At 72.7% G+C, this 16,445-nt stretch carries 17 protein-coding genes; 4 read left to right on the top strand and 13 right to left on the bottom strand.

Annotated elements, in window-relative coordinates:
- Positions 1-97 precede the first annotated feature (97 nt).
- Positions 98-895 (top strand): alpha/beta fold hydrolase, encoded by a 798-nt coding sequence (locus tag IEY61_RS07460; RefSeq protein WP_308424554.1) that lies wholly within the window; start codon positions 98-100, stop codon positions 893-895.
- A 129-nt stretch (positions 896-1,024) separates the two neighbouring features.
- Here the strand turns inward: IEY61_RS07460 and IEY61_RS07455 are convergent, their stop codons facing one another.
- The 4 genes from IEY61_RS07455 to IEY61_RS07440 form a co-directional block, all read right to left on the bottom strand.
- The gene (locus IEY61_RS07455) at positions 1,025-1,978 is read right to left on the bottom strand and encodes an asparaginase (protein WP_189042082.1); all 954 of its coding nucleotides are present in this window, start codon (positions 1,976-1,978) and stop codon (positions 1,025-1,027) included.
- 87 nt (positions 1,979-2,065) lie between these two features.
- The gene (locus tag IEY61_RS07450; RefSeq protein ID WP_189041871.1) at positions 2,066-2,893 is read right to left on the bottom strand and encodes a beta-keto acid cleavage family enzyme; all 828 of its coding nucleotides are present in this window, start codon (positions 2,891-2,893) and stop codon (positions 2,066-2,068) included.
- Between the two features lie 91 nt (positions 2,894-2,984).
- Entirely contained in the window at positions 2,985-4,094 is a 1,110-nt protein-coding gene (gene ygfZ, locus IEY61_RS07445; RefSeq protein WP_189041869.1) for a CAF17-like 4Fe-4S cluster assembly/insertion protein YgfZ, read from the bottom strand.
- On the bottom strand, positions 4,091-4,519 hold the full coding sequence (locus tag IEY61_RS07440) for a Fur family transcriptional regulator (RefSeq protein WP_189041867.1): 429 nt from the start codon (positions 4,517-4,519) through the stop codon (positions 4,091-4,093). Before IEY61_RS07440 ends, ygfZ begins: the two co-directional genes overlap by 4 nt.
- 69 nt (positions 4,520-4,588) lie before the next feature.
- On the opposite strand from IEY61_RS07440, the gene IEY61_RS07435 reads away from it, so the two are divergent.
- Positions 4,589-5,437, top strand: a complete 849-nt coding sequence (locus IEY61_RS07435; RefSeq protein WP_189041865.1) for an aminotransferase class IV — start codon at positions 4,589-4,591, stop codon at positions 5,435-5,437.
- 2 nt (positions 5,438-5,439) lie between these two features.
- On the opposite strand, the gene IEY61_RS07430 is transcribed toward IEY61_RS07435, so the two are convergent.
- Both IEY61_RS07430 and mtfM read right to left on the bottom strand, forming a co-directional pair.
- Positions 5,440-6,045: a heme-binding beta-barrel domain-containing protein gene (locus tag IEY61_RS07430; protein WP_373293109.1), complete on the bottom strand. Its 606-nt coding sequence runs from the start codon at positions 6,043-6,045 to the stop codon at positions 5,440-5,442.
- Positions 6,046-6,100: 55 nt separating this feature from the next.
- Positions 6,101-6,205, bottom strand: a complete 105-nt coding sequence (gene mtfM / locus IEY61_RS31775) for a small membrane protein MtfM (RefSeq protein ID WP_268240634.1) — start codon at positions 6,203-6,205, stop codon at positions 6,101-6,103.
- A 23-nt stretch (positions 6,206-6,228) separates the two neighbouring features.
- Here mtfM and IEY61_RS07425 point away from each other — a divergent pair, with 23 nt between their 5' ends.
- Positions 6,229-6,591: a DsrE family protein gene (locus tag IEY61_RS07425; protein WP_189041862.1), complete on the top strand. Its 363-nt coding sequence runs from the start codon at positions 6,229-6,231 to the stop codon at positions 6,589-6,591.
- A 1-nt stretch (position 6,592) separates the two neighbouring features.
- On the opposite strand, the gene IEY61_RS07420 is transcribed toward IEY61_RS07425, so the two are convergent.
- On the bottom strand, positions 6,593-7,453 hold the full coding sequence (locus IEY61_RS07420) for a hypothetical protein (protein ID WP_229705748.1): 861 nt from the start codon (positions 7,451-7,453) through the stop codon (positions 6,593-6,595).
- Positions 7,454-7,503: 50 nt separating this feature from the next.
- A complete protein-coding gene (locus IEY61_RS07415) occupies positions 7,504-8,055 on the bottom strand; it encodes a winged helix-turn-helix domain-containing protein (protein ID WP_189041860.1) in 552 nt (183 codons plus the stop codon).
- A 287-nt stretch (positions 8,056-8,342) separates the two neighbouring features.
- Between IEY61_RS07415 and IEY61_RS07410 the strand changes: the two genes are divergently transcribed.
- Positions 8,343-12,698: a S8 family serine peptidase gene (locus IEY61_RS07410; RefSeq protein ID WP_189041858.1), complete on the top strand. Its 4,356-nt coding sequence runs from the start codon at positions 8,343-8,345 to the stop codon at positions 12,696-12,698.
- A 172-nt stretch (positions 12,699-12,870) separates the two neighbouring features.
- Here IEY61_RS07410 and IEY61_RS07405 read toward each other — a convergent pair whose 3' ends face one another.
- From IEY61_RS07405 to IEY61_RS07390, 5 genes are all read right to left on the bottom strand, one after another.
- A complete protein-coding gene (locus IEY61_RS07405; RefSeq protein ID WP_189041856.1) occupies positions 12,871-13,194 on the bottom strand; it encodes a DUF1416 domain-containing protein in 324 nt (107 codons plus the stop codon).
- Positions 13,194-14,042, bottom strand: a complete 849-nt coding sequence (locus tag IEY61_RS07400; protein ID WP_189041854.1) for a sulfurtransferase — start codon at positions 14,040-14,042, stop codon at positions 13,194-13,196. Before IEY61_RS07400 ends, IEY61_RS07405 begins: the two co-directional genes overlap by 1 nt.
- Positions 14,043-14,254: 212 nt before the next feature.
- Positions 14,255-14,332, bottom strand: a complete 78-nt coding sequence (locus IEY61_RS32100) for an Ms5788A family Cys-rich leader peptide (RefSeq protein WP_368046146.1) — start codon at positions 14,330-14,332, stop codon at positions 14,255-14,257.
- A gap of 74 nt (positions 14,333-14,406) precedes the next feature.
- Complete coding sequence (locus IEY61_RS07395) at positions 14,407-15,192, bottom strand: LmeA family phospholipid-binding protein (RefSeq protein ID WP_189041852.1); 786 nt, start codon at positions 15,190-15,192, stop codon at positions 14,407-14,409.
- A 101-nt stretch (positions 15,193-15,293) separates the two neighbouring features.
- On the bottom strand, positions 15,294-16,325 hold the full coding sequence (locus tag IEY61_RS07390) for a hypothetical protein (protein WP_189041850.1): 1,032 nt from the start codon (positions 16,323-16,325) through the stop codon (positions 15,294-15,296).
- Positions 16,326-16,445 lie beyond the last annotated feature (120 nt).

Here is a 16,445-nt window from a genome sequence, read left to right as displayed (position 1 = left end):
TCGCCCCGCTAGCATCTGCAAGCAGAACGCTTGCCAGAGTTAGCAGCGTCTCATTGTCCGGTTGCACGTTACTCGTACCTGGTCGTACGGTTCTGCGGTGACCAAGATCGAAGTTAATGGCGCAATGCTGGCGTACGACGAGGCCGGCAATGGAACCCCGGTCGTACTCCTGCATGCCGGCATCGCCGACCGACGGATGTGGCGGGAGCAGATCGACGCGCTGGCCACCCGGCACCGCGTGATCGCCCTGGATCTACGCGGCTACGGCGAGTCCGAGCTGCCGCCCACGCCGTTCGCCCACCACGACGACGTCGTGGGGCTGCTCGACGCGCTCGGCATGGCCCGCGCCGCCCTGGTCGGCTGTTCGTTCGGTGGGGCGGTGGCGATCGACACCGCCCTGGCTCACCCGGATCGGGTGAGCGCGCTCGCCCTACTCGGCACCGCCGTGTCCGGACACGAGTGGTCGGAGCAGACCAACGACCTGTGGGAGAGCCTGGTCGGCGACGTCGACCCGGAGGACTTCGCCGCCGCTGCCGCAGGCGAGGTGCGGTTCTGGGTGGTCGGCCCGGAGCGCGCCCCGGAACAGGTCGATCCGGAGCTGCTCCGTTTCGCCACCGCGATGGACGAACGCGCGCTCGCCGCCGAACTGGCGCTCGGCGCGGTGGACGTCGCCGAACTGCATCCGCCCGCCACCGGACGGCTCCGGGAGCTGCGCGTACCGGTGCTGGTCGGCGCGGGCGCGGCGGACGTCCCCGAAATCCGGCAGTTGGCCGACCACATCGCGGCCGAGGCCCCGCAGGCGGTCCGGCTGCCCGACGTCCCCGACGCCGCCCACCTACTCCCCCTGGAACGCCCCACCCCGGTCAACACCGCCCTCCTCAACTTCCTCCCCTGACCCACCCCACCCGCCCCACCCCTCCGCGCACCCCACCCTCTCCTCGCCGATCATGGACTTTCCGCCGGGACAAATCACATCAGACGGGGCATCTCGGCGACCGAAAGTGCAAGATCGGCGAGGACGGGGCTACCAAAGGGGGCGCACGGCGCCGACCGGAAGGCCGCCGCCGAAGAGCGGCACCTCCGCGAACTCCTCCAGCACCGGCGCAGCGACGCCGAGCCGACGCAGCGCGGAGACCAGCACCGGCATCCGGGCCCGGGCGGCACCGTCGTCGATCTTGAGAGCCACGGCGCCCACGTCGGGCAGCGCCACGGCGATGATCCCCTCCGCGCCCACCTTCGCCAACAGTCCCGGCACGCCGCGCATCAGCCGGGTATCGTCGGCCTCGGTCCCACCGACGATCTCCGGGTACGCCCGCATCGCGTCGGCCACGGTCCTCGGGTGCGTGCCGGTCTCGGCCGCGACCAGCCGGAGATATGCCCCGGCCAGCCCGGTCAACGACACGGCCAGCACCGGAGCTCCGCAGCCGTCCACCCCGACCGCTGCTACCTCCTCACCGGTGGACTTCTCGATCACGTCCCGCAGCCGCTGCTGGAGGGGATGCTCGGGGCGCCAGTACCCGTCCACCGGCCAGCCGGCGGCCCGGCAGGTCAGGAGCATCCCGGCATGTTTACCGGAACAGTTCATCTGGATCCGGGTGGGTCCGCCCCCGGCCCGCAGCACCGCCGCCCGGGCCTGCTCCCCGACGGGCAGATCCGGCGGACAGTGCAGAGCCGCCTCGTCGAACCCGGCGCCGGCGAGCAGCCCGGCGACCCGGGCCAGGTGGAACTCCTCCCCCGCGTGGCTGGCCGCCACCAGTGCCAGCTCGGCGGGGTCGGTCAACGGCAACCCGGCGTCGAGCATCCCGACCGCCTGCATCGGCTTGTTCGACGAGCGGGGAAAGATCGGCGACCGCACGTCACCCACGCCGGCCAGCAGCGTGCCCGTGGCGTTGAGCACCACCACCGAGCCACGGTGCACGCCCTCCACGAAGCCGGACCGGACCACCTCGGCGAGCGGCACGCCACCCCGGTACGTCATTCCCACAAAGTGGACGTTACCGGTGCGGATGCCGGGGTGGGCAGGGACTCGACCTCCGGGCGTCACCGGCTGCCAGGCAGACCCGGCTCACATACCGAGCAGCTGACGCGCCTCGGTGGGGTGCAGCGGCGGGCGCTGAGCGAGCTGGGCGAGGGCGACGGCCCGCGCGACCAGTTGCATGTTCGATTCCACCGGGCGGCCCTTGGCGTACGTCACCGTGTCCTCCATGCCGACCCGCAGGTGGCCACCGGCGGAGAGCGCGGCCAGCATCACCGGGATGGTCGTACGCCCGATGCCGGTCGCCGAGAAGGTGGTGCCCTCCGGCAGGTCGCGGAGCATCTGCTGGGCCGCGACGAGGGTCGCCGTGCTGCCCGGCATGCCGCCCGGCACGCCCATCACGAAGTCGACGTGCACGTGCCCGCCGTGCGGCAGGCCGTACCGGCCGAGCAGGCGCTGCAACGCGGTCAGGTGGCCGAGGTCGAAGATCTCGTACTCCGGCACGATGCCCCGCTCCTGCATCCGGGTGTGCAGGTCGACGATGAACTCCCAGCGGTTGAGGAAGACGTCGTCGCCGAAGTTGACCGTACCCATGGTGCACGAGGCCATGTCCGGCGCAGCGTCCAGTACGGCGAGGCGATCGCGCTCCGGGTCGGTGACCGCTCCGCCGGTGGAAAGCTGCACGATCAGGTCGGTGTTGTCGCGCAGCGCCGCCACGGTCTCCCGCAGCCGGCCCTGGTCGAGCGTGGGGCGCGCCTCGTCGTCGCGGATGTGTACGTGGATCACGGCGGCGCCCAGCGCCGCGCACTCCTTCGCGGTGAGCAGTAGCTCGTCAAGGGTCACCGGCAGTGCCGACACCTCGGTCTTGGCCGACTCCGCGCCGGTGGGGGCAACCGTGATCAACGTCCCTGTTGTCATGCCGGCGATCCTAGAACGGCCGCCCCGGCACCGGCACCGGTGTTAAGAAGGGGCCCTTCCTCTACCGCAGGCGTTAATAAGGGGCCCTTCCTTACACGTCAATGGCGGCGGCGCTGTCGGCGACGCGCAGCGGTGCGTCGTCGGCGGTGGAGCGCCTGAGCACCGCGAGGGCGATTTGACCCAGTTCGTGATGGTGCACGGCGGTGCCGACGAAGCCGACGGCCCGGCCGTCGAGGGTGACCGGGGTGCCGGCGGCCGGCAGTTGGTCGGTCATGACGCCGTCCAGGTGCAGCAGGACCAGCCGGCGCGGCGGGCGGCCCATGTTGTGCACCCGGGCGACGGTCTCCTGCCCCCGGTAGCAGCCCTTGTCCAGGTGCACGGCCGGGGCGATCAGGCCCACCTCGGCGGGAATCGTCCGGTGGTCGGTGTCGACACCGACCCGGGCCCGCCGGGCGGCCACCCGCACCGCCTCGTACGCCCACAGCCCGACCGCGGGCACTCCGTTGCCGCGTAGCTGCGCCACGGTCTGTTCCATGGCAGCCCGCGGCACCAGGAGGTCGATCCCCAGCGGCCCACGCCGGGCCCACCCGCCCACCGGCAGCGGCTTCACGTCGTAGCGGGCGGTCGGCCGGGGCGGCAGCTCACCGGCACGGAACTTGGGGCCGGGGACCGCCAGCACGTCCGGTTCGGCCAGGGCGGGCACGTCCAGCGTCGCCACCGCCTCGGTCGCCTTCGGCCCGACCAGCGACAGCACCGCGTACTCGGCGGTGGCGTCGCGGGGCTCCACCTGGCTGAAGAACCGCATCTTCTCCAGGTAGCCCAGCAGGCCCTCGGTCGCGCCCGGCTCGGTGTCCAGCCAGGTGGTGACGCCGTCCTCGGCGACCATCGCGTGCTGTTCCAGGTGACCGTGCGGCGAGAGCACCAGCAGCTCGGTGCCCTGCCAGGGGCTCAGCTCGGCCAGGTGCTGGGTGGTGAGGGTGTGCAGCCAGGAGATCCGCTCCGCGCCCGGCACCGCGACCACGCCCCGGTGGGACCGGTCCACCAGGCCCACCTCGGTGTCCAGCAGGCGTTGCTCGCGCATCGGGTCGCCGTAGTGCGCCGCCACACCCCGCACCCCGGCCGCCGCGTGGGCCGGCTCCGGCTGATCGCGGCTGGCCTCGTCGATGTTTTCCACGGCCACCGCACCCGCGATGTCGATCATTCCTGCTCCCCGTTTCCGCAACGTCCGCACAGGCCGAAGAAGGAGACGTGGCCGATGTCCACCCGGAAGCCCTGCTCGCGCGCCAACCGGTCGGCCAGCGGGCGCAGCAACTCGGGCTCCATCTCGTCGATCGCGCCGCACTCCCGGCACACCAGGTGGACGTGCTGGTCCTCACCGGCGGCGTGATAGGTCGGCGAACCGTGCGACAGATGTGTGTGGGTGACCAGACCGAGCCGCTCCAACAGCTCCAGCGTGCGGTAGATGGTGGTGATGTTGACGCCGGCGGCCACCTCGCGTACCGCCGTGTGTACCTGCTCGGGGGTGGCGTGCCCCAGGTCCAGCACCGCCTGAAGGATCAGCTGTCGCTGCGCCGTCAGCCGCAGCCCACGGGCGCGGAGCAGTTCCGCGAGGGAGGATTCGGACACCCCCCGATCATAGTGCGGCCGTCCGCGCTCCTCCCGGCGCGACCGGTGCGCCCACTATGCTCACCTCCCATGGTGCCGTCACGGATCGGCATACTCGGCCGGGGACTGGTGCCGGCCGACGAGCCGGTGCTGCGCGGGGACGACCTCGGTGTGCTGCGGGGCGACGGACTCTTCGAGACCATGCACCTGCGCGGCGCGCGTCCCTGGCTGCGTGAGGCTCACCTGGCCCGGCTGCGGGCCGGCGCCGCGGCCGTGGACCTGCCCCTGCCCGACGACGCGGCCCTGGTCGAACTGCTGGACACCGTCGCCGCCGGGTGGCCACCGGAGGTGGAGGGCGCGCTGCGGTTGGTCTGCACCCGCGGGCCCGAAGGCGGCGGACCGCCGACCGTCTACGCCACCCTGTCGGCGGTCCCGCCGGCGGCCCGCCAGGCCCGGCGCGACGGGGTCCGGGTGGCCACCCTCTCGCTGGGGGTGCCCGCCGAGGCGCGCCCGGACCTGAACTGGCTCCCCGCCGGCATCAAGTCGACGTCGTACGGGGCGAGCACGGCGGCCCGCCGCTGGGCCGCCCGCGCTGGCGTCGACGACGTGCTCTGGGTCTCCTCCGACGGCTACGTGCTGGAGGGTCCGACCTCCAACGTGGTCTGGCTGGCCGGCGACACGCTCTGCGCCGTGCCGGCCGGACGCACCGGCATCCTGCCCGGCACCACCGTCGGCTGGCTGCTCGCTCAGGCCGACCGGGTGGGCTGCGACCCGGCCGAGCGCATGATCACCCCGGCCGGGCTGCGCGACGCGGACGGCGTCTGGCTCACCTCGTCCGTACGCGGCCTGGTGGCGGTGCTCAGCCTCGATGGCGAGCCGCTGCGCCACAGCCCGCGTACCCGGGCACTTCAGGAGCTGCTCGGGTACCCGGTGCCGTAGAGTCAGCCGGCCACCCGGATGAGCCGGGCGGACAGGTGCGGCGAGAGCGGCTGCCCGACGGCGGCCATGTCCTGGGCGTAGAGCAGGGCGCCCTCGACGATGCCGAAGAGTCGGTGCCCGGCGGTGACCTCCTTGGCGGTGGAGGTACGCACCACGGCGTCGGTGACGAACTCGATCTGGGTGCCCTTGCGCCGGCCGATGTGCAGCTCCATCACACCGGTGGGGGTGGTGAGCAGTGCCTCCAGTTCGTCGGTGGCCCGGTCACCGTCCAGCACCGGCCGCCACCAGCCCACCTCCCGGCCCGCCGGGCGCACCGGGCGGCTCTGCTCGTCGAGGATCCAGGCCCTCGACTCGTAGTGCAGGAACGGCCGGCCGTCGTGGCTGATCCGGATCTCCTGGGCGAAGTCGAAGTCCTCGATGGTGGGGAAGCCGCCCCGGCCCCGGCCCCGCCACACACCGACGTACGGCAGCAGGCCGTCCAGCGTGGGGTGCAGCTTGGGACCGACGCGCAGGTCGTGACTCTCCTCGAAGGGATAGGGCTCGACCGGCGGCGCGTTCAGCCACGGCGGCGGTGCCAGCGGGTTGTCGTTCGACGCGTTCGCGCTCACCATGCCACCTTCGTTCGCGACTGCGGGGCTCGCAAAACCGGCTCACTCCTCGCGCTCACCATTTACCTCTCGAGATGCGTACCGCCAGGTAGACCAGGCCACCAGCGAGCCCGCCCAGGCCGGCGACCAGCAGGCTGACGAACCCGATCTCGGTGACCATCCGGGCCATCCTATGCTGGTGGCATGGCCCGCACTCTCGTCGTCAAGGCCACCGCCGGCTCCGACGCGCCGGAGCGTTGCGCCCAGGCGTTCACCGTGGCATCGACCGCGGCCGCCGCCGGGGTGCCCGTCTCGCTCTGGCTGACCGGCGAGTCGACCTGGTTCGCCCTGCCCGGCCGGGCACAGGATTTCGAGTTGCCGCACTCGCCGCCGCTGGCCGAGCTGCTGCACGTGATCCTCGCCACCGGCACGGTGACCGCGTGCACCCAGTGCGCGGCCCGCCGCGACATCGGCGTCGGCGACGTGCTGCCCGGCATCCGGATCGCCGGAGCCGCGGTGTTCGTCGAGGAGACGATGGCCGAGGGCGCGCAGGCGCTCGTCTACTGAGTCACCGGGTGCAGCCACTGGTCGCGGCGACCCGGATCCCGTCCGGGTGCAGATCGGCCAGTAGGGCCACCCCGTCGCGCCGGAAGGCGTACACCTCCGGGGTTTCCACCACCGGCGCGCCGCCGGCCAGCGGCGCGAGCGCGGCCTGCGGCGACACCGTCGGCTCGCCCACGCCGGACCAGGCGGTACGGGCGAGCCCGCCGCCGGGACAGGGCGCGGTCACCGCCGTCTCGGCACCCGCCGCCGAGCCACCGAGCGTGCGTAGCGCCTCGGCCAGCACGCCGGCCTCGGCTCCGGCGGCGCCCGGTCCCGGTCGGACGTATCCGCCGCCGACCAGTCGGCAGCCGGTGTCGACGGTCAACCGGATCCGGCCGTCCGCGACCGGCCGGCCCCGCACGACGACGAACTCACCCGCGTCGGCCCGCAGCCGGGGGCCGTCGGTGGTGACCCGGACGCCGGCTCGCCACGTCGCGGGCAACCGCCCGGCGACCCGCTCCAGCACGGCTCGTTCCTCGCCGCCGGGCACCGCCAGCTCGACCTCGCGGCTCAGCGTCGCACCGTCGGCGAACGGAGTGATCCGGCAGCCCCGGTCGATCTCGGGTGGGGCCAGTGCCAGCACCGCGTCGGACGCCGCCGCGACCAGTTCGCCGATCGCGCCGTCGACCACCGGACCGGCTTCGGCAAGGGTGCGCTGCTCACGAACGGTCGGCGGGTCGTTGCGGGTCGAGAACCAGGTGAGACCGGCGAGCAGCACCGCCCAGGCCACGGTCAGCGCGAGCAGCCAGCGCGGCCAGCGGGGGCCGCGCGCCGGTGGCCGAGGGTCTGCGGGTGGGGGGTACCACGTGGGAACTGCGCCGCTCACCGGGCCATCGTGTCACGGGCGGCAGGGGACTCCGCCGCCAGCGCCCACGGTCAGCCCTGGGCGGCGTCCGCCGGCCCGCTGCCCGGAGCTCGACCGTCGACCGTCTCGGGCGGCGCGCTGAGCCGGTAGCCGACGCCACGGACGGTCTGCACCTGCGGTCCGTCGGGCAGGGGACGCAGCTTGCTCCGCAGTCGCTTCACCGCCGAGTGCAGGATCGCCGTGTCGCCGAGGTAGGCACCGCCCCAGACGGAGGCGAACAGCCGCTCGTAGCTCCACAGGGTGAGCGGTGGGCCAGCCAGCCGGGCCAGCAGTTCCCGCTCGGTGCGCGTCAGTCCCAGCGGTACGCCCCGCCAGGTGAACAGGTGCCCGGCCCGGTCGACCACGAGGTCGCGCCAGATGCCCGAGCGTGGCGCCGACGCCTCGCCCGACCCCTCGTCGGGTGCGACGGCCTCCGCCGGCGGTGCGGGAAACATCGCCCGGAGTTGGGCCAGGTCCGCGCAGATCACCAACGGCCCCACCCCGTCGAGCCGCTGCACCACACGTTGGCGGACGGTGGCGTCGGAGCTGACGCAGACCAGGATGGGAATCTCTCCACCGGACACGCTGCCTCCCCGAGAGCACCGCACTGACCTGCGACTTCTCACCCATCGACAACGACGATCACCAATGGCGCCCTCCCTCAGCCTAACGGTCAGGATTGCGACCCGTCACTGACCGAGTACTGACCGACGCCGCCCATTGATCACCGGCTCTCCTGGCAAGAGCATGACTCTCAGCGGGCGGGCGCCACCACCAGCCACCCACATCGCCCCGGCCGCTCCGCGACGCCCCAGCGGGCGCGTGGATGTGCGGGACCGAACAGATCGGGACCGAGACGTGGGGAGGAAACTTGTTCACACGACCATCCACCCGGTGGCGGGCGGTGGCGCTGCTGACCGCCGCCGTGCTGGGCGTCACCACCCAGCCCGCGCTCGCCGCGCCGGCCACGCAACCGGCGCAGCCCAGAGCAACCGTCGACCACGAGCTGCTCGACCGGCTCGACGCCGCACCGATCGCGACGTTCATGGTGTACCTGCGGGAGACCGCTCCGCTGACCCAGGCGACCGGGCTGCGTGACCCCGACGGCCGGGCCCGTGCGGTGCATCAGTTGCTCACCAGCACGGCCACCCGTACCCAGCGCGACCTGCGCGCGGTGCTCGACGAGCGGAAGGTGTCGCACACCGCGTACTGGATCGCCAACGCGCTGCGGGTCGAGGGCGACAAGGCGCTGCTCGACGAGATCGCGCAAAGGCCCGAGGTTGCCCGGATCACCCCGAGCCGCAGCTACCCCCTGGTGCGGCCCACCCCGGACGCCACGCGGGCCCGCACCGCCGCCGTCGAGTGGGGGCTGACCAACATCGGCGCGCCCCGGGTGTGGGACGAGTTCGGCGACCGGGGCGAGGGCGTCGTGGTGGCGAACATCGACACCGGGGTCCGCTACGACCATCCCGCGCTGGTCGGCTCCTACCGCGGCAACACCGGAGGCGGCTTCGACCACGCCTACAACTGGTTCGACCCGGCCGGAGTCTGCCCCAGCGCCGCGCCCTGCGACAACAACAACCACGGCACGCACACCATGGGCACGATGGTCGGCGACGACGGTGCCGGCAACCAGATCGGCGTCGCGCCGGGTGCCCGCTGGATCGCCGCGAAGGGCTGCGAGTCGGACGACTGCTCCGACGCCTCGCTGCTCGCCGCCGGCCAGTGGGTGCTCGCTCCGACCGACGCCAGCGGCCGGAATCCGCGGCCGGACCTGCGCCCCGACATCGTCAACAACTCGTGGGGCGGCGACGGCGACGACCCCTGGTACCAGCAGACCGTCACCGCCTGGCGGGCGGCCGGCATCTTCCCGGTCTTCTCCGCCGGCAACGACGGCCCGGCGTGCGGCAGTGCCGGTTCGCCCGGCGACTACCCGAACGCGTACGCGGTCGGGGCGTACGACATCAACGGCAACATCGCCGACTTCTCCGGACGTGGCTCCGGCACCGCTCCGCTGAAGCCGAACATCGCCGCACCGGGCAGCGGCATCCGCTCCAGCGTCCGCAACGGCGGATACGCCTCGATGAGCGGAACCTCGATGGCCGCACCGCACGTCGCCGGCACGGTGGCGCTGCTCTGGTCGGCGGCACCGGGCCTGCGCGGCGACCTCGGCGCCACCGAGGAGTTGCTGGACCGGACCGCCCGCGACGTCGACGCCACCACCTGCGGCGGCACTCCGGCCGACAACAACGTCTTCGGGGAGGGGCGCCTCGACGCGTACGCGGCGGTGCGTCAGGCACCCCGGAACTCGATCGGCCGGATCACCGGCGTGGTCAGCGACGCGCGCGGCGGTGACCCGGTCGCCGGTGCGACGGTGACCGACGGCACCCGCAGCACCACCACCGGACCCGACGGGCGGTACGCGCTCAACGCGCCGACCGGCGACATCACCCTCGCGGTACGCGCCTACGGCTACACCGGCCAGTCGGCGGCCGTCACCGTGCCCGACGGTGACGCCGTCACCCGGCACTTCGCCCTGGTCGCGACTCCCACGGTCACGGTGAGCGGACGGGTCACCGACGGTTCCGGCCACGGCTGGCCGCTGTACGCCAAGGTCGAGGTGGCCGGGCGGCCCGGCGCCGTCTTCACCGACCCGGTCACCGGTCGCTACTCCTTCACCGTGCCGGGCGGCTCCTCGTACCGGCTCACCGTCACCGCCCGGTACCCGGGCTACCGCACCGTCAACCGGGAGGTGGCGGTGGGCGACGACGGCGCCACGGTCGACGTGTCCGTGCCGGTCGACGCCGCCTGCACCGCCGCCGGCTACACCGGCCGGTTCGGCGAGCCGCTGCTGCGCGAGCCGTTCGACGGCACCAGCGCCCCGGCGAGCTGGACGGTGACCAACCGCACCTCCTCCGGCGGCTGGGTCTTCACCGATGCGCGCTCGCGCGGCAACCTCACCGGCGGTTCCGGCGGGTTCGCCATCGTCGACAGCGACGCGCTCGGCAGCGGCAACACCCAGGACACCGACCTGATCACCCCACCGCTGGACCTGACCGGGGTCGGCGCGCCGGTGCTGCGTTTCCACAGCGACTGGCGGGCCGTCGGGATCAGCGACACGGCCGACATCGACGTCTCCACCGACGACGGCGCCACCTGGGCCAACGTCTGGCACCAGACGGCCAGCCGGCGTGGACCCCGGGTCGAGGAGGTGCCGCTGACCGGGGCGGCGAACGGCTCCGCCGTGCGGGTCCGCTTCCGCTACAAGGGCACCTTCGCCTGGTGGTGGCAGGTGGATGACGTGGAGGTGGTCAACCGGAACTGCTCGCCGGTGCCCGGCGGGCTGGTGGTCGGCACCACCACCGATCGCACCACCGGTGCCGCCCTCAACGGGGTGACCGTGGTCAGCGACGACCGGCCGCAGGACCGGGCGGTGTCGGCGGCCACCAGCGAGGACGCGGGCGAACCGGACGGCTTCTACTGGCTCTTCTCCGGCCTGACCGGCACCCACCCGTTCACCGCCGGCAGGGCGCCGTACCAGCCCGCGACCAGGGAGGTGGCGGTGGCCGCCGACGGGGTGCGACGAGCCGATCTCGCGCTCGCCGCCGGCCGGTTGACGGTCACCCCGACCACGATCGAGTCGCATCAGCCGTACGGCAGCACCCGCACCACCCGGGCCACCGTGCGCAACACCGGAACCGCACCGGCCACCGTGGAGCTGCTGGACCGCTCCGGCCGGTTCGAACTGCTCAACCAGGGCGGCGCACCGCTGCGCGAGCAGAAGGTGAAGGGCATCAGCAAGGAGCGGACCGGCACCGTGTACGGCCCAGCGGCGCCCGAGGCCGGACCGGCCGTCGAGGAGACGTGGGACGAGATCGCCCGGCTGCCGGCGGCGACCTACGACAACGCCGCGGCGTGGTTGAACGGCAAGGTCTATTCGATCGGTGGTGGCGGTGGCACCGGCACCGAGCGCAAGGCATGGGCGTACGACCCGGGGGTCAACGCCTGGACGGCCCTGCCCGACCTGCCGACGGCGCGTTCCAAGCCGGTGGTGGCGGCGGCCAGCGGCAAGCTCTACGTGATCGGCGGTTGGGCGAGCAGCGGCGTGAACGCCACGGTCGACGTCTTCGACCCGGCCGCCGGCACGTGGAGCACGCTGCCGGGGGTGACCAACCCGGCGCCGACAGCGGCGGCCGGTAAGGCCGTGCTCGGCGGGAAGGTGTACCTGGTGGGCGGTTGCGCCGACGCCACCTGCACGGACTCCGACCAGCTGGTGGTCTTCGACCCGGCGACCGGCTCGTTCGCCACCCACGCCGCCTACCCGCACCCGGTGTCCTGGCTGTCCTGCGGCGGGATCGGCACCGCGATCTACTGCGCCGGCGGCATCGGCAGCACCGAGTACGCCGACGCCCACCGGTACGACCCGACGAGCGACAGTTGGAGTCCGCTGCCGGAGCTGCCGCTGGAGCTGTGGGGTTCGCAGTACGCGGCGGCCGGCGGGATGCTCGTGCTGGCCGGCGGCGTGACGGCGGCGTCCACCACGGTCACCAACCGCACCATCGGCTTCGATCCGGCCACCGGAGCCTGGCGTGACCTGCCGAACGCCCGGTTCGGCAGGTATCGGGGCGCGGCCGCCTGCGGTACGTACAAGATCGGCGGCTCGCCCAGTTCCTTCGTCGGCAGCGCGGACAGCGAACGGCTCGGCGGCCTGGAACTGTGCGCGGCCGACGCGGACGTACCCTGGCTCAGCGGCACGCCGACCACCTTCACCCTGGCGCCGGGCGCCTCGCGGGCGGTGACCGTCACGCTCACGGCCACCGCCGAGGCCGGCGTCGCCCAGCCGGGCCGGTACGCCGCCGAACTGGCCGTCGTCTCGAACACCCCGTACCCGGCCACCCCGGTGTCGGTGGAGATGAACGTGTCGCCGCCGGCCAACTGGGGCAAGATCCAGGGCACCGTCACCGGCACCACCTGTGGCGGTGTGACGGTCGGCATCCCGGCGACCGTCCGGGTGAACCTCGTCTCGGCCGGGACCGGCACCACGCTGACCGCGGCCGGCAACGGCCGGTACGACTGGTGGCTGCCGAAGGGCCGGTACGAGGTGATCGTGGCCAAGGACGGCTGGGTACCGCAGGTGCACCGCCACCAGATCGAAGCGGGTATCGTCGGCACCCTCGACTTCGCTCTCGATCCGGCCTCCACCTGCACCAGGGCCACCGGCATCTGATCCCGTCACACAGAGGTGGCCGCCGGCTCGTCCCGGCGGCCACCTCTGCCGCACCCAATGGCGGTGTCCGGCGGGCGCGATGACCGCCATTCCGCCGAAACGGAGCTGAGACGGCTCGTGGCCCGCACCCCCACAGCGGGGGCACGGGCCACGAGGCCGTTCAGAGCGTGGGTCAGTTGGTGACCGTGACGGCCACCTCGTGGATGCCTCGATCCGCGGTCACGGCGGCATCGCCGTTGCCGTGGCGGGAGAGCGCCCGCAGGGTCCAGTTGCCCGGCGCGGCGAAGAACCGGAACTGACCGGCCGGTGAGGTCACCACCTCGGCGGTGAACTCACCGGTCGAGTCGAGCAGACGGACGTACGCGCCCGGTACCGCCTCGCCCTGCGCGGAGCGGACGACACCGGTGATGACCGTCTCCTTCTCCAGGTCGATGCTGGCGGGCAGCGGGGCGGCCTGGTCCGGTGCCGCGCAACCGGCGGCCGTGGGTGCGGTCATCACGCCTCCCCGGGCTCGTCGCCGAGCGCGATCGGCACGCCGATCAGCGAGCCGTACTCGGTCCAGGAGCCGTCGTAGTTCTTCACGTTGCGGTGGCCGAGCAGTTCCTGGAGCACGAACCAGCTGTGCGAGGAGCGCTCGCCGATCCGGCAGTAGGCGATGGTCTCCTTGCTGTCGTCCAGCCCGGCCGCGCCGTAGATCTTGCGCAGCTCGTCGTCGGACTTGAAGGTGCCGTCCTCGTTGGCCGCCTTCGACCACGGCACGCTGATCGCGGTCGGGATGTGGCCGCCGCGCTGGGCCTGCTCCTGCGACATGTGGGCGGGGGCGAGCAGCCGACCAGCGTACTCGTCGGGGCTGCGCACGTCGACCAGGTTCTTGGTGCCGATGGCGGCGACGACCTCGTCCCGGAAGGCCCGGATGGAGTTGTCCGGCTCGCTCGCGACGTACTGGGTGGCCGGGCGGGTCACCGGGTCGGCGACCAGCGGCCGGGCGTCCAGCTCCCACTTCTTGCGACCGCCGTCGAGCAGCTTGACCTCGCGGTGGCCGTAGAGCTTGAGGTACCAGTACGCGTACGCGGCGAACCAGTTGTTGTTGCCGCCGTACAGGACGACGATGTCGTCGTTGCTGATGCCGCGCTCGGAGAGCAGCGCCTCGAACTGGGCCTTGTTGAGGAAATCCCGACGGACCGGGTCCTGGAGGTCGGTCCTCCAGTCGAGCTTGACGGCACCGGGCAGGTGGCCCGTGTCGTAGGCCGAGGTGTCCTCATCGACCTCGACGAAGACGACGCCCGGGGCGTCGAGGTTCTTCTCGGCCCAGTCGGCCGAGACGAGTGCGGTGTCGCGACTCATCAGATCACTCCCTGGTGAGGATGGATGGTGAGCCAGCGCGCGGAGATCGTTGGGTGTGGATGTGTCGCACCACGCGCGGGACCCATAGCTAGGAACGGATCACGGGTTCGTGCGACGGCGCCGCTGCCGGGCGTCCGGTGGGGTACACCGGGATGCAGGTTCGCATACCCCAAGTGCCGATGGCCGCTAGGCGACCCGGAACAGCCCCGCCGTCAGATGACGGGGCGACACAGGCAGGTGGTCACGCGGCACAGGTCGACCGCGCGCCGTTTGGTGAGGAGCGTCCCCATGAGCAGCGAGCCTACCAGCCATCCCAGGCATCTCCACCGGGTCGACCAGCATCCGGGACGCCGCCCCGTCGAGTTCAGCCGGCCGCGTTGATCGGTACGTCCCGCGCATCGGCGGTGACCGTGAGCCCCTCCGGTCGCGGGAGAACCTCGCGGACGGTGAGCCCGAACGGCAGTTCCGGCAGGGGTACGTCCACCGAGATACTCCGCGCGAAGTTCTTCACCAGGGTGCGGGCCAGCGGCACGTCGGGCAGCCCTTCGACGTCCAGGTTGTCGAACTTCAGCGCGATGCGTCCCTGCTCACCGACGACGATGTCGGCGGTGCCGGTGGCCGTCAGCCGCTGGCCGAGGATGTCCACCGGCGCGGTGACGGCGAGCTTCCCGTCCCGCTCACTGAGTACCAAACCCTCCCGGTTCAGCAGGTCGGCCACACTCTGGTAACTGATCGTGCCGGTGCCGTTGACGGTCTCGGCCACCACGTCGCCCTGGCCGGAGCGGAGCGTGTCCAGCGAGGCCCGCACGCCCCGGGCGTCCACGTTCAGGCTGGGCAGCGCGACCGCCTCACCCTGCACCGAACCCTGCACGTCACGCAGCTTGATCGTGATGCGTTCGTAGCGGCCGTCGAGGACCTGGGTGAGGAAGGGGAAGCCGCCCACCTCGACCTCCGGCGGAGCGGACCGCGCGCCCTGCTGGGCCACCTGCTGGTTGACCTCGTCGGCGATGGTGCGCTCGGCCACGCTGACCGCCACCCGGTCGGCGACGACGACCAGGCCGACGAGCACGAGCAGCAGGACGCCGAACCCGATCAGAATCTTGCGTCCCCGCCGCCGCGGTCGCCGTCCGTACGTCTGCTCGTGCTCCACGCCGCCTCCCCTTCTGTCGTACGTCTCTTCGTTCCGGATCGATACCGCGCTGCGGCGCACCGGTGGTACCCGCCGCCCCGATTCCTCAACCGCCGCGCCGCTTACAGCAGCAACCGGCACATCAGGTACGCGACCGGCGCCACCATCGCGACGGCGCCGAGCGGACCCTGCACGTGTCGGGCCGCCCACCCGGTCTGCAATTCGCCCGCCATCCGCCGGCCCGCCTCGGCGTACCCCGCGGCGAGATCGGCCAGGACGGCGACGACCGCCGCGACCAGGCCGAGGATCGCGGCCCTGGGTGGCGTGAACGGGGTGACCAGGTAGCTGCCGAAGACGGCGCTGACCAGGGTGCCGACCATGGCGCCGCCGACCACGCCCGCCGCTCCCCTGGGCACCTGGGGGGCGAGTCGCGGCCAGGCTGCGACGGCGTCCGTCATCCGGGCGACGGCGATCGCCACCGTGGCGGCGGTGAGGCAGACGGTGATCGCCTGGGTGCCGGCGGGGATCCGACTGAGCACGATGAGCGTGGTGAGGGCCACCACCCCGAGCGTGATGGTGGCGGTGGTCCGGAGCGAGTCGGTCACCCGGGCCCGGTCCACCCGGCGGACCAACTGACCGAGCACCGCGACGAGGAACCCGCCGATCGCGACGTACCAGAGCGGGCCCAGCCGAGCCTCGGTGCTGCGTACGGCCACGATGTCAGCCGCCACCGCGACCACCACGTTCACCCCGAGGACCACCACCAGCGCCGGCGGACGGGTGACCATCGTCCAGGCCAGCACGAACAGCAGTTGCACGGTGAGCACCACGACGGTGAAGGGCACCCGGTGGCCGGGGCCGGAACTGTGCGCCCCGAGGACCAGGCCGATGCCGAGCAGCGCGGCGAACCCGCCGACGGCGAGCGCGAGCTGCCGGCGTACCTCGACCGGTGGCTCCTCCTCCTCGTCCTCGCCGACGTCGAGCGCATCGTCGGCCCGGCGGGGCGAGCCGCCCCGGCGCAGGCGCCGCGGACCGGAGCGTCGCCGCTCGTCCGACTCCACGGTCGGACCGGTCCGTGACTCCGAGCCGCCGGCCGGCGGTGGGGCGTCGGCCCAGGGATCGCGGCCGGTCTCGGGCGAACTCGAGGGAAGCACCCACCGATCGTGCCAGACCCACCGCGATTCGCGAGGGTCACGGTTTCCGCGACGTTAAAACCTGCGCCGCCATCGCCGGCAAAAGGGGCAAACCGAAAATTACGTCCGGGATCGACGTGG

The sequence above is a fragment of the Micromonospora sonchi genome (genome assembly GCF_014646235.1).
GTDB classification, from domain to species: domain Bacteria; phylum Actinomycetota; class Actinomycetes; order Mycobacteriales; family Micromonosporaceae; genus Micromonospora; species Micromonospora sonchi.
The sequence above is the reverse complement of the archived record's forward strand: the minus strand, read 5'-3'. Positions and strand labels throughout refer to the sequence as shown.